The following is a 19,628-nucleotide window of genomic DNA, read 5'->3' as shown; positions in this document are numbered from 1 at the left end:
TTTTATAAAAACTATATCGAAATTTTATTTCAATTTTTTCTTGATTGCTACCTCATGGTAACATTCGATAACATCTCTTTCTTCAATGTCGTTGTATCCTTTTACTTGGATACCACAATCGTAACCTTTAGAAACCTCTTTAACATCGTCTTTGAAACGTTTTAAGGCCACCAATTCACCTTCGTGAACTACAACACCTTCGCGTATGATACGGATCTTAGCATTTCTTTGAATCTTACCATCCATAACCATACATCCTGCAATAGTACCAACTTTAGAAATTTTGAACAATTCTCTAATCTCAGCAGTACCAAGAACCTCTTCTTTCATCTCTGGAGCTAACATTCCTTCCATTGCATCTTTCAAGTCATCGATAGCAGCATAGATAATAGAGTAGTAACGGATATCAATTTCTTCTTTATCAGCCAATTGTCTTGCGTTTCCAGCAGGACGAACGTTAAATCCAATAATGATCGCATCAGAAGCAGAAGCCAACATAACGTCAGTTTCAGTAATCGCTCCAACACCTTTATGAATGATGTTAATTTGAATTTCTTCAGTAGACAATTTAGAGAACGAATCAGATAATGCTTCCACAGAACCATCAACATCTCCTTTAAGAATCACGTTCAATTCTTTAAATTGACCAAGTGCGATACGACGACCAATTTCATCAAGTGTAATATGACGTTGCGTACGTACCGATTGTTCGCGCATTAATTGAGAACGTTTAGCAGCAATTTGTTTTGCTTCTTTCTCGTCTTCAAAAATATTGAACTTATCACCGGCAGTAGCTGCACCGTCCAAACCTAAAACAGATACTGGGGTTGAAGGACCTGCAACTGCTACAGCATTCCCTCTTTCATCATGCATTGCTTTAATCTTACCGTGGTGCTTACCAGCCAACATATAATCTCCAATTTTCAAGGTACCGTGTTGTACTAAAATGGTAGAAACATATCCTTTTCCTTTATCCAAGAAAGCTTCAACAACTGTTCCCTGAGCCGCTTTGTCTGGGTTAGATTTCAAATCTAAAATCTCAGCCTCTAACAATACTTTTTCTAGCAACTCTTTCACACCTGTACCAACTTTTGCAGAGATATCATGAGATTGGATTTTTCCACCCCAGTCTTCAACTAGTAAATTCATACTAGCTAATTTCTCTTTAATCTTATCTACATTCGCATTCGGCTTATCAATTTTGTTAATTGCAAAAATGATTGGCACCCCTGCTGCTTGTGCGTGACTAATTGCCTCTTTGGTTTGTGGCATGATATCATCATCCGCTGCAATCACAATAATAGCGATATCAGTAACTTGAGCTCCACGGGCACGCATCGCGGTAAACGCCTCGTGACCTGGTGTATCTAAGAATGCAATTTTTTGACCGTTATCCAAAGTTACCCCGTAGGCACCAATGTGCTGCGTAATACCTCCAGACTCACCTGCAATTACATTTTCTTTACGAATATAATCTAGTAACGACGTTTTACCATGGTCAACGTGACCCATTACAGTAACAATCGGCGCTCTAAATACTAAATCTTCTTCTTTATCTTCAACAACTTCAATTGCCTCTTCGATATCAACAGTTATGAATTCGACATCATAACCAAACTCATCAGCAACGATAGTTAATGTTTCAGCATCCAAACGTTGGTTCATAGTTACCATGATACCCAAAGACATACAAGTTCCAATTACTTTAGTAATCGGCACATCCATCATGATTGCAATCTCACCAACAGTTACAAACTCGGTAACCTTGATAGTTTTACTTTCTTCGTCTAAAGCTCTTTGTTCTTCATCTGATTTTTGACGGTGCGTATCTCTTTTATCTCTTCTATATTTCGCTGCCTTAGATTTCCCTCCTTTTTTACCTTGAAGTTTCTCTAAAGTCTCACGAATTTGATTTTTAACCTCTTCTTCCGTAGGCTCAACTTTAGCCACAATAGCAGGTCTGTTTCCTTTTACAAAACCTGGTCTTGCACTACGATTCGCATTGAAACCACCTCCGCCAGTATTTGGCGTAATCTTATTTGGGTTTGCAGCACCTGGAGTACCTGGCTTAGAAGGAATCCTTTTACGTTTATTTTTATTCGCACCTGCATTTGCTCCTGGAGCACCTGGTTTATTAGGTGTGATTTTCGGATCTTCTTTTTTCTTTTTAGGCTTATTAAACTGAGACAAATCAATAGTTTGCCCTGTTAATTTAGCTCCTGACAATTTTTGATACTGAGTAGCAATCGCTTCCTCTACCGGAGCTTCATCCGATTTTGGAGCTGCTTTAGATTCCTCTTTTGGAGTTTCTTTTTTTACTTCCTTCGACTCAACAACAGGTTTTTTAGGCTCTTTTTTATCTGAAACAGGTTTTTCTGAAACGGTTTCTTTGGTTTCTTTTTTCTCCTCAGCCACTTTTTCTTTTGATTCCTCAACAGATTCAGCATCAGCTTTATTGGGTTTAGAAACAGGTGGCGCAGTATTTTTCTTTGGATTAAGATCGATTTTACCCACTTGAACAGGACCTGTAACAACCGCTCTCGCTTTGATTACTTCTTGTTGTTTCAAACGCTCCTCTTCTTCTTGCTTACGTTTATCCTCTAACTCATTTTCTCTCTCTACACGTAAAGCTTCTTTTTCTTTTCTTCTTTCTTCTCCAACTTCTTTCGAAGCTTCTTTTTTCCCTCTGTCACCCGCAAATTGACCGCACAAGACATTGTATTCCTCATTAGAAATCTTTGTGTTGGGATTAGACTCAATGTTAATCCCCTTATCTTTTAGATAATCCACAGCTCTTTCCAAAGAAATATTCAATTCTCTTAAAACTTTGTTTATTCTAATAATTCTCTCTTCAGACATAAAACCTTTTTATTATTACCTTTTTTGTTGTGTTGTTAGAAGTATTTCATACTAACTATCAAATTCTTCTTTCAATATCTTCATTACATCTAGAATTGTTTCCTCTTCTAGGTCTGTTCTTCTAACCAAATCCTCCACTTCTTGTCTCAAAATACTTTTAGCAGTATCCAATCCAATCTTAGCAAATTCTTCAATTACCCATTCTTCTATTTCATCTGAAAACTCTGTTAATTCTACATCGTCCTCATCTGCAGTTGCTCCAGCAATATCACCTTCACGTATAACATCTAACTCATAACCTGTCAACAGACCGGCCAATCTGATATTATGACCTCCACGACCAATAGCCTTAGAAACTTCTTCTAATTTCAAGAAAACCTCAGCTCTTTTAGCTTCTTCATTAATTTTAATGGAAGAAACTTTCGCCGGGCTCAATGCTCTTGTTATATACAATTGAATGTTATTAGTATAATTAATAACATCTATGTTTTCATTTCCTAATTCACGAACGATTCCGTGAATACGAGAACCTTTCATTCCCACACATGCTCCTACTGGATCAATTCTATCATCGTAAGTCTCTACGGCTACTTTTGCTTTTTCACCTGGAATTCTTACAACGTTTTTAACCATAATCAAACCGTCAAAAACTTCAGGAATTTCTTGCTCAAACAATTTCTCCAAGAACTTCTCCGAAGTTCTAGACATAATAATTTGAGGTTTATTTCCTTTTAATTCCACGTTTTCAATAATCCCACGTACATTATCTCCTTTTCGGAAAAAATCAGAAGGAATTTGTTTTTCTTTTGGCAAAACAATTTCATTCCCTTCGTCATCCACTAAAATAACCACTCTTGGTCTTACATGATGCACTTCGGCAGTGTAAATATCCCCAATTAAATCTTTAAATTGCTTGTAAAGATTTGTATTATCATGCTCATGAATTTTAGAAATCAAATTTTGACGCAAAGCCAAAATAGCTCTCCTTCCTAAATCAATTAATTTCACCTCTTCAGACACCTCTTCACCAATCTCAAAATCAGCTTCAATTTTTCTTGCCTCAGTAAGCGTAATCTCTTCGTTTTCAAAATCTAGATCTTCGTCAGCAACAATAACTCGTCTTCTCCAAATTTCCATATCCCCTTTATCAGGGTTTATAATTATGTCAAAATTATCATCTGAACCGTATTTTTTCTTCAATGCATTTCTAAATACATCTTCTAAAATTGCCATAAGCGTTACACGATCAATAAGTTTATTATCTTTAAACTCTGAAAATGAATCGATTAATGCTAAATTTTCCATGCGAATTCTTTAATTAAAATGTTACTGTAACAACTGCTTCTTTTATATCTCCATAAGACAATTCTAATTTCTTTTGAACTGTCTCTTTCCCTTTTCCTACTTTCTTAGGCTCTCTAGCTTGCCATGACAAAATTACAAAATCATCATTAGCATCTACTAATTCTGCTTCTATATTTTCTGTTTCTGTTTTGACAATGAGCGTCCTACCTATGTTTTTTTTGTACTGTCTCACAAATTTCAACGGAGCTCCAACCCCGAAGGAAGCAACCTCTAGCGAAAAATCTTGCTCTTCTCTATCTAAATTAGCCTCAACAGCCCTACTTAAATCGATACAATCTTGCAAAACAACGCCATTATCTCCATCAATTGTCACAATGATTTTAAACGCATCCGTGATCACAACATCAATCAAAAACAATGATGGTCTTTCGGATAACGCTTCTAACAACAATAAATTTACCTTCTCTTTAAACACCATATTTTTATAAAAAGAGGGGACTATTAGTCCCCTCATTATCTAGATTTTAATAAATAACGATGCAAATATAGTGTTTTTTTTATAAATCAAAAAAAATACATTGATGTTAAAATATTTCTTATCTTTATTGTAACCAAAAACAAAGATTTTTCCCATAATACAAATCTTGAAATTATGAAACTAATTTTAGTCCCTACCGATTTTTCACCCCATGCTGAAAACGCATTAAAAACAGCTGCTGAAATCGCAAAAAAAACCGATGCAGAAATACTACTACTTCATATGCTAGAAATACCTAGTCAAATGAACGATGCCATTACAGGTGCTGCAGGAATCCCCGAAATTATGTTATTCATCAAAAAAGCCAACGAAATACTGGAAGAAAACACCCAGAGAGAATTCCTAAAAGGCATAACGGTCACCAAACACGTAAAATTCGAAAAAGCCTCTGAAGGCATTTTAACTTTTTTGAAAAAATATGAAATTGATTTGATCGTAATGGGCTCTAAAGGAATTTCAGGCATTGAAGAAATTCTTGTAGGTTCTAATACTGAAAAAATAGTAAGACAATCCAACGTTCCTGTCTTAGTTGTAAAAAACAATAAAATCAATCTAGACCAACCAAATATTGTATTTGCATCAGACTTCTCTGCAGAAACAAAAGCTCCGTTCCAAAAATTGATTGATTTTTCAAAAATCTTTGACGCAAAACTAACTTTAGTCACCATCTGTACCCCTAACAGTTTCAAAAGCACAATCGTAGCAAGAAAAATGACATCAGAATTTATCGCAAACTTCAATCTAAAAAATTACACCACTCATCTCTACAACGATACAAATGTTGAAAAAGGAATTATTAATTTCTCTTCCGAAATAGACGCAGATCTTATTGCACTTTGCACTCATGGAAGAACAGGTTTAACTCATTTCTTCACAGGAAGCATCAGCGAAGACCTCGTCAATCATGCAGTCAAACCCGTGCTAACTTTCAAAATTTAATCTGAAATACACATAAACAAAAAAGCCTCTCAAAATTGAGAGGCTTTTTCCGTTGGTCTACTAGGACTCGAACCTAGAAAGACTGCACCAAAAACAGTTGTGTTACCATTACACCATAGACCAATAGTGCGTTATTGCGGGTGCAAATTTATAATAATATTTAGTTTTCACAAACTTTTTTAGCAATTTTTATCAAAAAAAAATTCAATTTAAAAAATTAACAAATTCAAAACTACAAAAGAAACTAAAAATCAATGATTTACCAATTGACACCCATTTCCTAGAATTTTTTGTTAATGCCCTACAGTTTCCGCAAAAAAACATTTTCTTTGCATCATTAAAAATACAACTAAAAATTGACACATGAGTAAAGCAGCATTCAATTTCAATAAATGGAATACTATTGTAGGTTGGATAACATTTGCAGTAGCATTAATCACTTACAGCTTGACAGTTGAACCAACTATGAGTTTTTGGGATTGTGGTGAATACATTGCAACCTCAGCAAAACTTGAAGTAGGACATCCTCCTGGAGCTCCATTATTCCAAATGATAGGCGCTTTCTTTGCTATGTTTGCTACAGACAACCAACAGATAGCCTTAATGGTCAACATGACTTCAGTTGTATCTAGTGCCTTCACGATATTATTCATGTTTTGGTCATCCACCATAATACTTGCCAAAATCATTGGAGCTACATCAAAAGAAGAATTAACTAAGGAAAACAATATAGCCATACTAGGAAGTTCTTTTGTAGGCGCTTTAGCATATACATTTTCAGATAGTTTTTGGTACAATGCTGTTGAAGCCGAAGTGTATGCTATGGCTTCCTTATTCATCGCCCTGCTTTTTTGGCTTGGATTGAAATGGGAACAAGACATGGACAAACCTCGAGGAAACAAGTGGCTATTAGTTATCTCATTAGTAGTTGGACTTTCATTTGGGGTGCATTTTATGGCCTTATTAACAATTCCATCTATTGGACTTTTATACTATTTTAAACACTACAAAACCGTTACTGTAAAAAACTTTACAATAGCCAACATTGTAGTTATCTCCATTCTATTATTCATTTTCAAACTATTACTACCACTAACGATGGCGTTTTTTGGTAAAAGTGAAATCTTTTTGGTGAACAGTTTCGGAATGCCATTTGACTCTGGAACCATCCTTGTAGGCTTGTTAGTTGCTGTCTTCTTCTATTTTAGTTTGAAATACACCAAAGAAAAAGGCTTTGTACATTACAACACTTTACTATTATGTGTCTTATTCATATTAATTGGGTTTTCAACTTGGCTAATGCTTCCTATCCGCGCCAATGCCAACACTGTTATCAACGAAAACAAACCTTCGGACGCGGCTGAAGTTTTGGCCTATTACAATCGCGAACAATACGGAGTAAATCCTTTATTTTACGGACCTCAATATACAGAAACATTCGCCGGCTTAGACCCTAAAACACCTTATCTAGACAAAGCACCCAACTACGAACGAGATTACAAAACTGGAAAATATGTTATCGTAAACAACTTTAAAAATGCAGTTCAAAATAGCGATGACTACCACAAAACCATTCTCCCAAGAATGTGGAGCTCTGAACATATTGAAAACTATATTAATTTCACCAATCCACCCGCATTTAAGATCAATCCAAACTATCCGTACGAGGAAGATTTAGCAAAATACGGAATAGACGTCAATCAAATAAGCGAAGAAGATTACAACAAAGCTATTGCACAATTGAAAAATGAAGTAGAAAAAACTGTTTCAGAATTCAGACTGGCTTATGCTCAAAAACAAATTGACAACGATGGCTATGTAAAATTCTTAAAAAGCTATGGTGAATATCTAATTGTAGAAAAACCTACAACTACAGACAATTTCAGTTTTATGTTCGAATACCAATTCGGCTATATGTACTGGAGATACCTGATGTGGAATTTTGTTGGAAGACAAAGTGACAATCAAGGAAGATATGACCATTTAGACGGAAACTGGCTAAGCGGAATTAAATTTATTGACGAAACACATTTGGGACCTCAAGAAAACCTTCCTTCGGATGTTTTAAACAACAAAGGAAGAAATACTTATTATTTTATTCCTTTCATTCTTGGTTTGATTGGAATCATGTATCATGCTAGCAAAGACCGCAAGAGCTTTTACGTACTTTTTATGCTATTCTTATTTATGGGAATCGCTTTAAAAATCTACTTAAACGAAAGACCATTTGAACCTAGAGAAAGAGATTATGCACTAGTAGGATCATTTTACGTATTTGCACTTTGGATAGGCTTTGGAGTATACTCATTGTATGAAAGCCTACAAACCTATTTAGCACCAAAAATTGCAGGACCTATTATCATTTCGGCTTGCCTTTTGACCGCACCAGTATTAATGGCTGCACAAAACTGGGATGATCACGATCGTTCAGACAAATATACTGCCTTAGCTATGGCCAAAGCTTACCTAAGCTCCTGCGACCCTAACGCTATTTTATTCACCATTGGAGACAACGACACTTTCCCGCTTTGGTACGCCCAAGAAATAGAAGGAATTAGAACTGACATTAAGATTGTCAACACTAGTCTATTTATGACTGACTGGTATATTGACCAAATGAAAATGAAAACCTATGAATCAGACCCATTGCCTATTTCTTTTACTCACGACCAATATGTGGGAGATAAATTAGACTATGTGGCCTACATTCCAAAAACAGAAAGCAGATGGGAACTAAAAGACTTAATAGAATTCATTAAGAATCCTAAGTCCACTGTTGGGTTACAAAATGGACAAACCATCCACTTTTTCCCTACTAACAAAATAAGAATCCCTGTAGATAAAAATGCAATCATCCAAAACAAAGTAGTCGCTCCAAAATACAACGATTCTATTGTCCCTTATATTGACATTGACATCAAAGGAAGCGCGCTTTACAAAAACCGCTTGATGATGTTAGACCTTATCGCTAACAATAACTGGAAAAGACCTATCTATTTCAGTGGTGGAGCCTATGATAATGAAGATTACCTTTGGATGAAAGAATACCTACAATTAGACGGAATGGTTTTCAGACTTGTCCCGCTTAAAACACCGATTCCTAAAGAAAGTAGCCCATTAGATATGGGACAAATCGATTCTGAAAAAATGTACAACATCATCATGTCTTGGGATTGGGGAAATAGCGATAGCAACAAAATTTATCATGACCCTGAAACCAGAAGAGAAAGTATCACTTACAGAACAAATATGGCGCGCTTAATGGACAAATTGATCGAAGAAGGCAAAATGGACAAAGCTAAAAAAATAATCGACTTAGCCATGACTAAAATGCCTTTGGAGAAATTTGGCTATTATTCTTTACTAGAACCTTTTGCTAAAGGATACTACCAAACTAATAACGTAACCAAAGCACAAGATTTATTAAACCAATTGATTGTAAAATACCGCGAAAACTTAAATTACTACAGTAAATTAAGTCCAAATGAACAATCAGAAATTGCAATCGACATTATAACTGACATTGAGCGCTACAGAAGCTTATTACAGGTAATGAAAGAAAATGGAGATTTAACTTTCTTCGAAAAGAATAAAAAAACATTCAACAATTACATTGAAATATTCCAGCATTTCGAAAGAGAAAAGGAATAAATCAAAGGGCATAAAATCCTATAAAAAAGTGCAGCAATCATTTGGAAATTGCTGCACTTTTTTATAACTTAAAGTCTCTAAAAATAACTACAAAATGCGCTTTTACTGGATCAAAACAAATTCGTTAATCAAATGGATATTTTCAAAATATGTGTGGGACATTCCTAATGCAGAAAACAAAATATACCTCAGTTTTGATGACGGCCCAACTCCAGAGATTACCAATTGGGTTTTGGAACAATTACAAAAACACAATGCCACTGCTACTTTCTTTTGTCTAGGAAAAAACATCGAAGACCAACCCTTATTATTTGAAAAAATAATACAGAGCAAACATGCCGTTGGCAACCACACATTTAACCATTTGAATGGATGGAAAACTACAACTAAAGAATATCTCAGAAATGTAAAGGATTGCGCTAAAACTTTTTCAAAATTTGGTTTAAAAACCAATCTTTTTCGTCCACCCTATGGTAAGATGAACAACGCACAATTAGACGCTTTGAAAAAACAAGGATATAAAATTATTATGTGGGATGTACTAAGCGCCGACTTTGACACAAGCATTTCACAAGAAAAATGCCTTAAAAACGTAATTTCAAATATTAAACCAGGAAGTATTATTATATTTCACGACAGTGTCAAAGCATTTCAAAATTTGAAATACACACTCCCAAAAGTATTAGAATTTATTGACCAGAAAAAATACCAATACGCAACTATACCATAGCCTTAATTACAATTGTTCTTGAACAATCGCTATGATACTATTAGCGTCCAGTTCTCCTGATTGCCTCCAAATCATTTGTCCTTCTTTATAAATCATCAATGTGGGAAGTCCCTTGATTCGTAGAGCCTCGGCTAGTTCTTGATTTTTATCCACATCAATTTTAATCACTTTAGCTTTATCGCCAAGTGCAGCAGCCACATCCTTTATTACAGGATGCATAGACAATGATGCTTCATTCCATTCTGTGTAAAAGTCAATCAACACAGGCACGTGTGCGCTTATAAGTTCTCCAAATTTTGACATAAAACCAAAAATTTAATATTTTAAATCTACTAAAAAAAATAGATATTAATTTACAAATGTAGCATTTTTAACGAATTATGCTAGTTTCTCTCCTTTTTTTAGTTCAATCACCGTAATTTCAGGCATAATTCCTACTCTACCAGGGTAGGCATGAAACCCAAAACCACGATTAACATAGATATAACGCCCCAAAGTCTCGTACAAACCTGCCCATTGCGGATACATATACTGCGCTAAACTCCACTTAAAAACACCAGGAATTTCAATACCAAATTGCATTCCGTGCGTATGTCCAGAGAGCGTCAATTGAAAATTCTTAGCATGTTGTTTCAGTTCAGAATCCCAATGTGAAGGATCGTGTGTCATCACCACCTTAAAATCCTCCTGATTTACCCCAGACGAAGCTTTATTGATATCGCCAGCTCTTTTAAAACTACGTCCCCAATTTTCAACACCTATCAATGCAATTTTCTGATTGTCTTTCTCAATATAACGATGTTCGTTTAGCAAAAGTTCAAAATCAATATCACCGTATAATTTTTTTATACCTTCAAAATTATCGTCTTTCTCCTCCTGAGTCTTCCAATCAATGTATTCTCCATAATCATGATTCCCTAAAACGGAATACTTTCCGAAAGCTGGTTTATGAATACGCTTGAAAGTTTCAATCCAAGGATGCATTTCAGTCGCATGTGTATTGACAATATCCCCAGTAAACAAAATCATATCTGAATTTTGTTCATTTATCAAATCAATGGCATAATTTATTTTATCAGGATCGTCAAAACTCCCTGAATGTACATCTGAAATTTGTGTAATTCTAAAACCATCAAAAGCATCAGGCAAATCCGGATAATAAATGCGTTGTTTGATGACTTTGTAATTATACTTCCCAATGGTCATTCCGTAAATCAATGACAAAAATGGAATCGAAGCCAAACCTAAACTTATCTGACTTACAAAAGTACGTCGGGCTGCCAAAAAACCATCCGAAGAATCTCCCACAGCAGCACGAAACAAGCCCGAAATCAATCGGTATAAATCCTCACCCATCAGCACCAATGCCAAGACAATTTTTGGAATATACACTAACAACATCAATCCCATTGTCAGCAAAGTCTGCTTTGTTTGACCCACCGATCGATCAAAACTTAGAAATGAATAGACGATATACCCAAACAATACTAGGCTTGAAACCGCATATCCAATCAACCACCATTTTCCTCTAATCAGCGTCTTTATTGCTTGGTAGGCATACAATTCCACAAACAACAATATCGAAAAAAAAAACAATAACCTAAAACCCATTACACTACATTTTTACACAAAATAACAACTTATCCAAAGGAAACAAGAAGATCTTAAATAAACTTTAACTTCAATACTTATTTTTTTTTAGGACGAAACAAACTAAACGGATTAACCATAACGCAGTCTGCCCTTTCCCGTTTGTCACGCTGAAAGCGTCACAGACAAAGTATTCACTTTTCTTGGGATTCTTAAGGAATGACAAACTAGACGGATTAGCAGTAGTCCCGGTTTGTCACGCTGAAAGCGTCCCACACAAGGTCAGCAAAGGCTTGCTCGAGTATCACGAAACTTCTTGATACGATTTCTCCTTCGTAAATAGGACACAAAACACACTTAAATTAATAACATTGCTCTCTAGGATATAGTGATAACTAAAAAGTTGCGAATCCAACAGGTACAGGATTTACAAATTTATTTCATAGTTAATTTGTAAGAATATTTTAATATATTTGAAAAGGTATAAAAACAATATTATATAAATAAAAATTTTACATCATAACAAATTAGATTGATCATATGCAATTGTAAACTAGCTATTTGCTTTTTTTTATTTACAACCCTGCTACAACTAAACGAAGAAGATAATAACGAATTTGACACAATTAACAATAAACGACATGAATGAAATAATATGCCCTAGTTGCCAAAAAGCATTTAAAGTTGATGAAGCCGGTTTTGCTGACATTTTGAAACAAGTTCGTGACCACCAATTTGAGGAGGAGTTATTAAAACGACTAGCACTCGCAGATAAAGAAAAAGAAAGTGCTGTAAAATTAGCAGAGGCAAATATTAAAAATTCTTTGCAGGAACAACTGTTAAAAAAAGACAAAGAACTTACTGAACTCAAAGCTCAAAAAGAAACAGAGTTTCTTCAACTTAAAGCAAAACTTGACAACGCAGAAATTGCCAAAAAACTGGCAATTACAGAAGCAACTCAAAAAGTTGAAAAGGAGAGAGACGACTTGACAAACGTCATAAAACTTAAAGACACCGAAAAAGAACTTCTTGAAAAATCTTTAAATGAAAAATATTCTGCTGCATTAAAAGAGAAAGATGCAATTATAAGACACAAGGATGAAGAGATTGCATTAAGAAAAGATATGAAGTTGAAACTATCAACTAAAATGATTGGTGAAACACTTGAACAGCATTGCGAAACGGAGTTTAATAAACTTCGGGCAACAGCTTTTCAAAGAGCATATTTCGAAAAGGACAATGATTCTAAATTTGGAAGCAAAGGCGATTTTATTTATAAAGAAACAGACGAAGCAGGAAACGAAATAATTTCAATAATGTTTGAAATGAAAAATGAAGGTGATGAGACTGCAACAAAAAAGAGAAATGAAGATTTTCTAAAAGAATTAGACAAAGACCGCACAGAGAAAAAATGCGAATACGCAGTTCTTGTATCACTTTTAGAAGCTGATAGCGAATATTATAATTCGGGAATTGTGGATGTATCACACAAATTCAATAAAATGTATGTTGTCCGTCCTCAATTTTTCATCCCCATAATTACATTGCTCCGCAATGCCGCCATGAACTCACTGCAATATAAAGCAGAACTTTCCTTAGTCAAAAATCAGAATATAGATATTACAAATTTTGAAGAAAAGATAAACGCATTTAAAGATGGGTTTGCAAGGAATTATGAGTTGGCAAGTCGTAAATTCAAGACGGCAATTGATGAAATAGACAAAACTATAGATCATTTGCAAAAAACTAAAGACGCTTTACTCTCATCAGACAATAATCTTCGTCTCGCAAATCAAAAAGCAGAAGATCTAACCATAAAAAAGTTAACTCACGGGAATCCAACAATGAAAGCAAAATTTGACGAACTCAAATAATTCAATGAAATCATGCAAGAACAATCTACCCTCGTACTACATAACCAAACACTGCCACTTTTAAACATTTCATTGTATCTGAACGACATTAAACCCGTTCAGTCATTGAGCATTGAAAACTCTTCTGATTTTGATTCTGCCCCTCTTGAAGTAAAAATAATTGCTGACCTATCTTGTATTGAACCATTTTCTTTTAATGTTTCATTTGTACCAGCAAAGAAAGAAGTAAAAATTCCTTTAGAGAATTTGAAGGTAAACCGTGAGTTTTTAAATAAACTTTCAGAAACTGAAAAGGTATTTTTCACAATTGAAGTCATTGAAAATGAAAAGGTTGTTATTAAAGAAGTAATTTCAATAAATGTTCATCCATTAGAGCATTTTGGGGGATTTCAAATTTTACCAGAGTTAATTGCCACTTACATTACACCCAATCACCCATATATCTATCACATAAAACGAAAAGCTATTGATATACTTGAAGATCAGGGTTTAAAAACGGCTTTTGAAGGATATCAAAGTAGTGATCAAGAACGTGTTTTGCAGATTATGTCAGCAATTTACACATCAATACAAGGTGAAGAAATTATTTACAGTTCGTTACCTCCTGATTATGAAGAAATAGGGCAAAGATTACGTTTGTTAAACACTATACAACAAGAAAAATTTGGCAATTGCATTGATATTAGCTTGTTATTTGCTGCTTGTTTAGAAGCTGTTGATTTAAACCCAATTCTGATAATTGTTCGCGGACACGCCTTTGTTGGATGCTGGCTACAGGACGATAAATTTCCTGAAGTAATAAATGATGACAAAACGGCTATTACTAAACGTCTTTCTAAAGGCATTCGAGAAATGGCAGTAATTGAAGCAACAAGTGTTTGTAAAGGCATTAGTATTAAATTTAGTGATGCACTTAATGCAGCCGAAGCTCAGTTAGTACAGAAAGAAGATTTTTTACTTTCAGTTGATATAAAACGTGCAAGAACGCTTCGCATTCGTCCATTGCCGTTGCTAACAAACTCCACTGGAATACAGCTTGACGAAGAAGCTTTAAAACAGATAGAAACAACTGCAATGGAAAAACAGTTTGAAATCGGGACAATATACGATGATGAATTATTACAAGTAAAGCAGCCAAAAACAAAGCAAAAAATATGGGAACGAAAACTTTTAGACTTATCACTTCGTAATAATTTATTGAATTTGCATATTACCCGAAATATGCTCCAATTGATCGATATAGACATCAGTCATTTGGAAGACACGCTTTCAGAAGGCAAAAGTTTTTCAATAATGCCCAATCCTAATGCTGATGTTTTAAGGAAGTATAATTTATTTACCCAGCCGCTACATCATTCATCACCACTATACCAATTAGCAAATGATGAATTCAAACATAATAGGTTATTAACCAATTATCATCAACAAGACTTAGATAACATTCTCGTCTATATTCACAAAAATGCAAAGCAAGCCACTGAAGAAAACGGCTCAAGTACTTTGTATTTAGCTGTAGGCCTTCTGAAATGGTTTGACAGAAAAACACCTGAACAACCACGATATGCTCCCATTCTATTAATACCTGTTGAGATTAGTCGAAGATCTGTTATTAGTAAATTTACACTAAAGAGCCGTGAAGAAGAAACTATGATAAATATTACATTGGTAGAATTTCTTCGTCAAGAATATGAACTGAACTTAAGTGCCTTAGAACAACTTCCTACAGATGAGAAAGGAGTTGATGTAGCAAAAGTAATGGGAATTCTCCGCAGGGCTGTAATGCAGTTAAAGGGATGGGATGTTGAAGAACAACTGGTATTAGGAAATTTTTCGTTTAGCAAGTTAATTCTATGGAAAGACATTGTAGTTCACCAAGAAGATTTACTAAAAAGCGACATGGTGAGGAGTTTAGTTAATGGAAAATTAATATTTAATGAAATTCACGAACCACAGGCTACAAATGATTTTGACAGCATTAATTCTGAGTCGGTAGTACTACCTATTCCAACAGATGTTTCGCAAATGGAAGCTGTTATTGCTGCACAAAATGGACAAAGTTTCATTTTACACGGTCCTCCCGGGACAGGGAAATCTCAAACAATAACAAACATTATTGCAGATGCGTTGTATCGTGGCAAAAGAGTTTTGTTTGTTGCTGCTAAAAAAGCCGCATTAGATGTTGTGCATAGGCGATTGGAGCAAATCGGACTTGCTCCATTTACCTTAGAATTACACTCCAACAAATCAAAAAAATCGGATGTGTTAGAGCAGTTAGCTAAATCAATAGAAACTGCAAAACTTTCACGAACAACAGACTTTCAACAAGAAGCACAACGATTAGATACAGCAAAAAAAGCCATCAGCGATTATGTAAACGTATTGCATCAAAAACAACAAGTTGGTTGGAGTTTGCACGACAGTATAACGGCTTTAGAAAATTACCACGATAAGAAGTTCCCAAAGAATTTTATTTCCGAAGCTGTTCTGAAACAACTAAATTCCGTACTATGGCAACAATGGACAGATTGGCTTCCGCAATTTCAATCTATTGCGAGTTTAATTGTTCATCCATCTGAAAACCCACTGAATGCTTTGAATTTGCCGCAATATTCACCTTCAATAAATGACGAAATTTCTGCACACACTCAAAAACTTTTGAACCTTTTACCTGATGTTGAAAGCAAATATCTATCGTTGGCGAAGGCAATACATTTTCCTTTTTCAATACAAACTAAATCGGAGTGGGAACAATTTGTTCAAGTTGTAACTGCATTCCAAAAACTACCCGACATTCCGTTAGAACTTGTTCGGTATTTATCCGATAAAGAAAACTACAACGTGTATGAAGAATGGAGTAAAGCATTTAATCAATATCTAACAGTTCTAAACAGCATTTTAAAAGACTACAATCGTAATATTTTAACCACAGATGTTTCAGCTACAGAAATTCAATGGAAACAGGCACAACAAAGTTGGTTCTTGCCAAAGTGGTTGCAATCACGAAAAATCAAAAAACAGTTATCTATTTTTAGAAATGCACCATTCAATAATGACAACGAAGTTGAACAACTTTTCTCTTACAATAATCAGTTACAGGAGGTGCAATACCTATTGCAGCAAGGTCGTTTTGGTAATGTGCAACAAGCATTGAAAAATTTGTTCAAAAACGAACAAACAGATTTAACTGATATTGGGAATAAAGCTGCATTAGTTCAGCAGTTAGGGAATACAACAAATAGCTGGGAGCGTAATGCTCTTGGCAAATGGGTTCAAGTTTGGCAGGAAAAAAACATACAGTATTCTGATGAAATTAAACAAAAGTACCAATCTGACATTACCGATTTCATTCAGCTTGCAACAACATTCAATCAACAAGCCAAAAGTTACGAAACACTTACAGGTGTCCTGTTTCAACAGAATGAAAACTGGAATACCGAAACTGTAAATCAACTGAATAACATTCAGACACATCTTCCCCATTTAAAAAACTGGATGAACTATGTGCAACTTCGTAAGCAGGGAGAAACATTACTGTTGCATTGGCTCATAAACGCATACGAAAACAAATTATGCAATACTGAAAACCTGATAGATTATTTTCATCTCACCGTTCATGCTTCCTTTGCACAACGTGTTATTTCTCAACACGAGGCATTGAGTTTGTTTAATTCAGATCTGTTTGAAAGTAAAATTGAGCAGTATAAAAAAATCGCAAAAGACTTTCAGTATCTCACCATTCAGGAATTACGAGTAAAGTTAGCTGCACAATTACCAAACACCACAGCCGAGGCTATGCAAAGTTCTGAAATTGGTATTTTACAACGAGCCATTAAAAACAGAGGCAGAGGATTGAGCATTAGAAAACTGTTTGACCAAATTCCTACTCTGTTGCCACGTATTGCGCCTTGTATGCTAATGAGCCCGATTTCAGTAGCACAGTATTTTGATGTAAACACAAAGCATTTTGATATTTTGATTTTTGATGAGGCTTCGCAATTACCAACTTGTGAAGCAGTAAGTGCTCTAGCAAGAGCGAAGCAAGCGGTGATTGTGGGCGACCCAAAACAAATGCCTCCTACTTCGTTTTTCAGCACAATCAAATTGGATGAAGAAAATATGGATGTAGAAGATTTGGAAAGTATATTGGATGATTGTTTGTCCTTATCAGTTCCTTCAAAATATTTGTTGCGACACTATCGCAGCAAGCACGAAAGTTTAATTGCTTTCAGCAACGTAAACTATTATGAGAACAAACTACTTACTTTCCCTTCATCAGATGATTTGAACCGAAAAGTAAAGTATCACCAAATCAAGGGGTTTTATGACAAAGGAAAAACTCGAACCAACAAGTTTGAAGCGGATGAAATAGTGAAATACATCCAATCTCACTACAACAATTCACAAAAGCGAAAATTGAGTATAGGAGTTGTTACATTTAGTCAAACGCAACAAAACCTGATTGAAGACAAGCTACAAAAGCTCTTTATGAGCGACACAAAATTGGAAGAATATGCCAATGAAAGTAACGAACCTCTATTTGTAAAGAACTTAGAGAATGTGCAAGGTGATGAACGTGATATAATTCTCTTTTCCGTGTGTTATGCACCTGATGAAGAAGGAAAAATGAGTATGAATTTTGGCCCCTTAAACCGTGATGGCGGTTGGCGTAGATTAAATGTAGCCATAACTCGTGCAAGATATGAAATGCACCTGTTCTCAACACTACATGCAGACCAAATAGATTTAAGCCGTACATCTGCCGAAGGCGTGGCAGGACTTAAAGCATTTTTACAATTTGCTGAAAAGGGACATTTAAGTGTTCGCCCCGAAGATATTCAGAAAGCGTTGGAAAAACAACATTTATCTGCATCCATTAGCAAAAAACTACAGGAAAAGGGATTAAATGTTAAATGTAATATTGGAACTTCTGGTTTTAAAGTAGACATTGGAATTGTGCACCCATACAAACCACAACAATACATTTTGGGGATTGTAATTGACGGACATTATTATTACAATGCACAAACAACAAATGACAGGGAAATGGTAATGCCATCTGTATTAAAAGCATTAGGTTGGAATATTCACCGCATTTGGACAATGGATTGGTTTGAAAATTCAAGCATAATTATTGACGCAATAATAGAAAAGGTAAAATATCTGCAAGCACAGCCAGATATTAAAGAAGAACTAATTGTAGAACCCATTGTTGAACCGAAATTTGAACCCATAAAAGCGATGCTTGATGAAGTGGAGACAAAAAATAATACAAGCAAACAAAAACCTTATGTAGCTGCCTCTTTAGCTTCTGTCTCCTCTGCGAACAGTGAGACTATTTTTGAATTTCAAAACCGGAATGCTATCAAACAACAAATACAATCTTTGGTAGACACAGAAGCCCCTATCAGCAAAAGTTTGTTGTATAAAAAGATATTGCAAGCATGGAACACAAGTCGTGCAGGAGCAAGATTAGACAAACATTTAGAAGGAATTATCAAAGAGATGAATGTAGTTGAAACAACTCATCATCAACCATTCTATTGGAGCAATAATACGACATTGGACTGCTATCGAAGCAACGACATTGAAAAACGAAACATGGAGGACATTGCTCCCGAAGAAGTGATAGTAGCATTGGACGAAGTTATATCAAACAATTTAAGTATTGAAGAAGATGAATTACTTCGCTACTTAGCCCGCACATTCGGCTTTGCAAAAGTAGGCAAACAGATTGATGCTTTGTTGCGATACTCTATTGACACTGCTGTAAAACAAAACAAAGTAAAAAAAGAAAATAACCGAATAAAAGTGATTGTTAAATAAAAAAATGCTACATCAAAAAATATCCGATTTTAAAACCCGAAACCTAAACTTTACAACTTACACACTTTCAGTGACAACTTCAACTCTAATTTATGAAACTCACAATTCCTGGGATTCCTACAAAATGACAAACGTAACGAGCTAGCAGTAGTCCCGTTTGTCACGCTGAAAGCGTCCCAGAAAAAGGTTTGCAAAACCTTGCAGGTTTGTTTTCGATTTAATTAGACGCCTACAAGGTCAAAAAAAAGACCTTGCAGGATAAAAATCGTAATTATTCCGCTGCTCCCGCGTGAGTGATAGCAGTGGAAAGCCCGCAAAA

Annotated in this window: 10 protein-coding genes and 1 tRNA gene; 5 read left to right on the top strand and 6 right to left on the bottom strand. The window is 35.2% G+C overall.

Annotated elements, in window-relative coordinates:
* Nucleotides 1-24: 24 nt before the first annotated feature.
* Genes infB through rimP form a run of 3 tightly spaced genes read right to left on the bottom strand, consistent with a single transcriptional unit; the run spans nucleotide 25 to nucleotide 4,642 of the window.
* Nucleotides 25-2,859 (bottom strand): translation initiation factor IF-2, encoded by a 2,835-nt coding sequence (gene infB / locus ACNH59_RS07165; protein WP_418264733.1) that lies wholly within the window; start codon nucleotides 2,857-2,859, stop codon nucleotides 25-27.
* A gap of 51 nt (nucleotides 2,860-2,910) precedes the next feature.
* On the bottom strand, nucleotides 2,911-4,164 hold the full coding sequence (gene nusA / locus ACNH59_RS07160) for a transcription termination factor NusA (RefSeq protein ID WP_418264732.1): 1,254 nt from the start codon (nucleotides 4,162-4,164) through the stop codon (nucleotides 2,911-2,913).
* Nucleotides 4,165-4,177: 13 nt separating this feature from the next.
* On the bottom strand, nucleotides 4,178-4,642 hold the full coding sequence (rimP, locus tag ACNH59_RS07155; protein WP_418264881.1) for a ribosome assembly cofactor RimP: 465 nt from the start codon (nucleotides 4,640-4,642) through the stop codon (nucleotides 4,178-4,180).
* 174 nt (nucleotides 4,643-4,816) lie between these two features.
* Here rimP and ACNH59_RS07150 point away from each other — a divergent pair, with 174 nt between their 5' ends.
* Complete coding sequence (locus tag ACNH59_RS07150) at nucleotides 4,817-5,641, top strand: universal stress protein (protein WP_418264731.1); 825 nt, start codon at nucleotides 4,817-4,819, stop codon at nucleotides 5,639-5,641.
* Nucleotides 5,642-5,693: 52 nt separating this feature from the next.
* Here ACNH59_RS07150 and ACNH59_RS07145 read toward each other — a convergent pair.
* Nucleotides 5,694-5,764 (bottom strand) — tRNA-Gln (locus ACNH59_RS07145).
* Between the two features lie 240 nt (nucleotides 5,765-6,004).
* Between ACNH59_RS07145 and ACNH59_RS07140 the strand changes: the two genes are divergently transcribed.
* Entirely contained in the window at nucleotides 6,005-9,292 is a 3,288-nt protein-coding gene (locus ACNH59_RS07140; protein ID WP_418264730.1) for a DUF2723 domain-containing protein, read from the top strand.
* A 94-nt stretch (nucleotides 9,293-9,386) separates the two neighbouring features.
* Nucleotides 9,387-10,022, top strand: coding sequence for a polysaccharide deacetylase family protein (locus tag ACNH59_RS07135; RefSeq protein WP_418264729.1), 636 nt, complete (start codon nucleotides 9,387-9,389; stop codon nucleotides 10,020-10,022).
* A gap of 6 nt (nucleotides 10,023-10,028) precedes the next feature.
* Here the strand turns inward: ACNH59_RS07135 and ACNH59_RS07130 are convergent, their stop codons facing one another.
* Both ACNH59_RS07130 and ACNH59_RS07125 read right to left on the bottom strand, forming a co-directional pair.
* Nucleotides 10,029-10,325 carry a thioredoxin family protein gene (locus tag ACNH59_RS07130; protein ID WP_418264728.1) on the bottom strand — a complete coding sequence of 99 codons (297 nt, stop codon included), beginning with the start codon at nucleotides 10,323-10,325 and terminating at the stop codon, nucleotides 10,029-10,031.
* A 75-nt stretch (nucleotides 10,326-10,400) separates the two neighbouring features.
* On the bottom strand, nucleotides 10,401-11,633 hold the full coding sequence (locus tag ACNH59_RS07125; protein WP_418264727.1) for a metallophosphoesterase: 1,233 nt from the start codon (nucleotides 11,631-11,633) through the stop codon (nucleotides 10,401-10,403).
* A 620-nt stretch (nucleotides 11,634-12,253) separates the two neighbouring features.
* Here ACNH59_RS07125 and ACNH59_RS07120 point away from each other — a divergent pair.
* Together ACNH59_RS07120 and ACNH59_RS07115 are read left to right on the top strand one after the other, a co-directional pair.
* Nucleotides 12,254-13,486, top strand: a complete 1,233-nt coding sequence (locus ACNH59_RS07120; protein WP_418264726.1) for a DUF2130 domain-containing protein — start codon at nucleotides 12,254-12,256, stop codon at nucleotides 13,484-13,486.
* Nucleotides 13,487-13,498: 12 nt separating this feature from the next.
* Nucleotides 13,499-19,309: a DUF3320 domain-containing protein gene (locus ACNH59_RS07115; RefSeq protein ID WP_418264725.1), complete on the top strand. Its 5,811-nt coding sequence runs from the start codon at nucleotides 13,499-13,501 to the stop codon at nucleotides 19,307-19,309.
* Nucleotides 19,310-19,628 lie beyond the last annotated feature (319 nt).

This window comes from Flavobacterium faecale, assembly GCF_048320115.1.
Taxonomy (GTDB): Bacteria; Bacteroidota; Bacteroidia; order Flavobacteriales; family Flavobacteriaceae; genus Flavobacterium; species Flavobacterium faecale_A.
Note: the sequence above shows the minus strand (reverse complement) of the source record. Positions and strands in the feature narration are given on the sequence as shown.

Bases quoted from the DNA above. Each gene is read 5' to 3' on its own strand.
- infB (WP_418264733.1), bottom strand. From the start codon at position 2,859: ATGTCTGAAGAGAGAATTATTAGAATAAACAAAGTTTTAAGAGAATTG.
- nusA (WP_418264732.1), bottom strand. From the start codon at position 4,164: ATGGAAAATTTAGCATTAATCGATTCATTTTCAGAGTTTAAAGATAAT.
- rimP (WP_418264881.1), bottom strand. From the start codon at position 4,642: ATGGTGTTTAAAGAGAAGGTAAATTTATTGTTGTTAGAAGCGTTATCC.
- ACNH59_RS07150 (WP_418264731.1), top strand. From the start codon at position 4,817: ATGAAACTAATTTTAGTCCCTACCGATTTTTCACCCCATGCTGAAAAC.
- ACNH59_RS07140 (WP_418264730.1), top strand. From the start codon at position 6,005: ATGAGTAAAGCAGCATTCAATTTCAATAAATGGAATACTATTGTAGGT.
- ACNH59_RS07135 (WP_418264729.1), top strand. From the start codon at position 9,387: ATGCGCTTTTACTGGATCAAAACAAATTCGTTAATCAAATGGATATTT.
- ACNH59_RS07130 (WP_418264728.1), bottom strand. From the start codon at position 10,325: ATGTCAAAATTTGGAGAACTTATAAGCGCACACGTGCCTGTGTTGATT.
- ACNH59_RS07125 (WP_418264727.1), bottom strand. From the start codon at position 11,633: ATGGGTTTTAGGTTATTGTTTTTTTTTTCGATATTGTTGTTTGTGGAA.
- ACNH59_RS07120 (WP_418264726.1), top strand. From the start codon at position 12,254: ATGAATGAAATAATATGCCCTAGTTGCCAAAAAGCATTTAAAGTTGAT.
- ACNH59_RS07115 (WP_418264725.1), top strand. From the start codon at position 13,499: ATGCAAGAACAATCTACCCTCGTACTACATAACCAAACACTGCCACTT.